The organism is Saccharothrix sp. ST-888 (genome assembly GCF_000955975.1).
In the GTDB taxonomy this organism is placed as follows: domain Bacteria; phylum Actinomycetota; class Actinomycetes; order Streptomycetales; family Streptomycetaceae; genus Kitasatospora.
Genome location: NZ_JYJF01000218.1, coordinates 1 through 3,908 on the forward strand (window position 1 = coordinate 1; position 3,908 = coordinate 3,908).

The following is a 3,908-nucleotide window of genomic DNA, read 5'->3' on the forward strand; positions in this document are numbered from 1 at the left end:
TTTCGGCGTTCGTGCTGTTCTCCTCCGCCGCCGGTCTGTTCGGCGCGGCCGGCCAGGGCAACTACGCTGCGGCGAACAGCTTCCTGGACGCCCTCGCCACCCAGCGCCGCGCCGCCGGACTTCCCGCGACCTCCCTCGCCTGGGGCCTGTGGGCCGAGGACGGCGGCATGGCAGCCGAGTTGGACGAGATCGACGTCCAGCGGATGGCGCGCGGCGGTGTCGCCAAGCTGACCGCCGAGGACGGCCTGCGGCTGTTCGACACCTCCCTGGGCTCGGACGAAGCCGTACTGGTGCCGATCCGCCTCGACCTGGCCGTTCTGCGGGCCCAGGCGAGCCGAACGGGTGAGCTGCCACCGCTGCTGCGCGGTCTGATCAGGCTCCCTGCCCGGCGGGCCGCCGCTGCGGCCGCCGCAGCCGGCCCCGACCGGTCCGCTCTCGGGCTGAGGCTCGCCGAGCTGTCGTCGGCCGAGCAGGAACAGGAACTGCTGGAACTGGTCCGCAGTCAGGCGGCTGCCGTGCTGGGCCACAGCGGTCCCGAGGCGGTCGATCCCACCCGTGCCTTCCGGGACCTGGGCTTCGACTCCCTCAGCGCGCTCGAACTCCGCAACGGCCTCAACACGGTGACCGGGCTGCGGCTGCCCGCCACGCTGGTGTTCGACCACCCCAACCCGCAGGCGCTCGCCCTGCACCTGCGCACCGAGCTGGTCGGCGGTCGGGAGTCGAGCCGGCCGGCCGTCGCCGCAGGCACGTCCGTGGACGGCGATCCGATCGCCATCGTCGCGATGAGCTGCCGGTTCCCGGGCGGTGTGCAGACCCCTGAGGACCTGTGGCGGCTGGTCTCCGCCGGACGTGACGCGGTCTCCGGGTTCCCCGAGGACCGTGGCTGGGACGTCGAGAACCTCTACCACCCGGACCCGGAACACCCGGGCACCTCGTACACCCGCCATGGCGGATTCCTGCACGACGCCGCCGAGTTCGACCCGACGTTCTTCGGTATCAGCCCGCGTGAGGCGCTGGCCACCGATCCGCAGCAGCGCCTGCTGCTGGAGACGTCCTGGGAGGCGTTCGAGCGGGCGGGGATCGACCCGGCCACCGTGCGCGGCAGCCGGACCGGCGTGTTCGTGGGCGTGATGTACCACGACTACGCGACCCGTCTGCAGGACGTCCCCAGCGGCGCCGAGGGCTATCTGGGCAGCGGCGGCGCCGGCAGCATCGCGTCGGGCCGACTGTCCTACACCTTCGGTCTCGAGGGCCCGGCCGTCACGGTCGACACGGCGTGCTCCTCCTCGCTGGTCGCGCTGCACTGGGCGATCCAGGCGCTGCGCTCCGGTGAGTGCTCGCTCGCCCTGGCCGGTGGCGTCACCGTGATGGCGACCCCGGGCACCTTCGTGGACTTCAGCCGCCAGCGCGGCCTGTCGGCCGACGGCCGCTGCAAGGCGTTCTCGGACGACGCGGACGGCACCGGCTGGGGCGAGGGCGTCGGCATGCTGCTGGTGGAGCGGCTCTCGGACGCGCGGCGCAACGGCCACCCCGTACTCGGGATCGTGCGCGGCTCCGCGATCAACCAGGACGGCGCCAGCAACGGCCTGACCGCGCCGAACGGTCCGTCCCAGCAGCGGGTGATCCAGCAGGCGCTGGCCTCGGCCGGTCTGTCCGCCGCGCAGGTCGATGCGGTGGAGGCGCACGGCACGGGCACCCGGCTGGGTGACCCGATCGAGGCACAGGCGCTGCTGGCGACGTACGGCCAGGAGCACTCCGAGGACCGGCCGCTCTGGCTCGGTTCGGTGAAGTCCAACCTGGGCCACACCCAGGCCGCCGCCGGTGTCGCCGGTGTGATCAAGATGGTCATGGCGATGCAGCACGGCGTCCTGCCGCAGACCCTGCACGTCGGCGAGCCGTCCTCGCACGTGGACTGGACGGTCGGCGCGGTCTCGCTGCTGGCCGAGGCGCAGCTCTGGCCGGAGACCGGCGAGCCGCGCCGGGCCGGTGTGTCGTCCTTCGGTATCAGCGGCACCAACGCCCACACCATCATCGAACAGGCGCCGGCCGCCGCCGTGGACCCGCGCCCGGCGGATCCGTCGCACCGGGAGCTGCCGCTGCTGCTGTCGGGCAGGACCGCCGCCGCACTGCGGGACCAGGCCCGGCGACTGCGTGAACACCTCGCCGCCCGCAGCGAGTTGGCGATCCCCGACCTCGCCTACTCGCTGGCCACGGCCCGCGCGCTCTTCGAGCACCGAGCCGCGCTGGTGGGGCGGGACCGCGACGAACTGCTGACCGGACTGGACGCCTTGGCCGCCGGTGCGGCCCCGGCGAACGCCGCCGTCGGCAGCGCGGCCGGAACCGGGGTCAAGTCGGCCTTCCTCTTCGCCGGGCAGGGCAGCCAACGCCCCGCCATGGGAGCGGAGTTGTACGAGGCGTATCCGGTGTTCGCCGAGGCCTTCGACGCGGTGTGTGCAAAGCTGGACCGGGAGCTGGAGCGTTCGCTGCGCGAGGTGGTCTTCGCGGGGCAGGACGGCCTGCTCGACCGCACCGGCTACACCCAGCCTGCGCTGTTCGCGATCGAGGTGGCGCTGTTCCGGCTCGCCGAGTCGTGGGGCGTCCGGCCGGACTTCCTGGCCGGGCACTCGATCGGTGAGCTGGCCGCCGCCCACGTCGCGGGTGTGCTCTCGCTCCGGGATGCGGCCGCGCTGGTGGCCGCCCGGGGCCGGCTGATGGAGCAACTGCCCGCAGGCGGCGCGATGGTGGCGCTCCAGGCGAGTGAGGGCGAGGTGCTGCCCCTCCTGCTCGGCCGCGAGGACGAACTGGGCATCGCCGCCGTCAACGGTCCCGACTCGCTGGTGGTCTCGGGTGACGAGCGCTCGGTCCTGGAACTGGCCGCGGACTGGGAGGCCCAGGGCCGGAAGACCAAGCGGCTCATGGTCAGCCACGCGTTCCACTCGCCGCTGATGGAGCCGATGCTGGCGGAGTTCCGGGCGGTGGCCGAGGGGCTGACCTACGACGCTCCCCGGATCCCGATCGTCTCCACTCTCACCGGTAAGGTCACCGACGAGCTGGTCACTCCCGAGTACTGGGTGCGGCACGTCCGCGAGGCCGTCCGCTTCGACGACGCGGTGCGGACGTTGGAGGGCCTGGGTGTCCGGGCGTATCTGGAGCTGGGCCCGGACGGGACGCTCGCCGCGATGGGACAGGAGTGCGTGGCCGAGGCTGCGCTGTTCGTGCCGCTGCTGCGCCGTGACCGCCCGGAGCCCGAGGCCGCAGGCGCGGCGTTGGCCCGCCTGCACGTGGCCGGGGTCCGGGTGGACTGGGAGGCCGCGTACGCCGGAACCGGCGCCCGGCGGGTCGACCTGCCCACCTACGCCTTCCAGCGCGAGCGCTACTGGCCGCAGGCGGGCGCCATCCCGGTCGGCGATGTCGCCTCGGCGGGCCTGAATGCGGTCGGCCACCCGCTGCTGGGAGCGGCCGTGCCGCTGGCCGACGGTGACGGCTACCTGTTCACGGGCCTGCTCTCGACGGCGGCGCACCCCTGGCTGGCCGACCACGCGGTGGCGGGCAGCGTGCTGCTGCCGGGCACGGCCTTCGTGGACCTGGCGCTCGCCGCCGGTGACCAGGTCGGCTGCGGCCTGCTGGAGGAGCTCACCCTCGAAGCGCCGCTGGTGCTGCCGGAGAAGACGCCGGCTCAGCTGCAACTGCGCCTGGGGGCGGCCGACGGTGCGGGGCGGCGTACCGTCAGCCTGCACGCGCGGGGTGCCGACGCAGCGGACGACGAGCCGTGGACGCGTCATGCGACGGGTCTGCTGGCCGAGGGTGGCGCTGCGGAGTCGTTCGATCTGGTGGAGTGGCCGCCGGTGGGTGCGGAGGCCGTGCCGGTCGATGAGCTGTACGACCGGTTCGCGGCGGCCGGGTTCGGT

At 73.6% G+C, this 3,908-nt stretch carries 1 protein-coding gene; it reads left to right on the top strand.

Annotated features, from left to right (window positions below):
- On the top strand, nt 1–3,908 hold a 3,908-nt coding region (locus tag UK12_RS32065; protein ID WP_045306733.1), incomplete at both ends, for a type I polyketide synthase.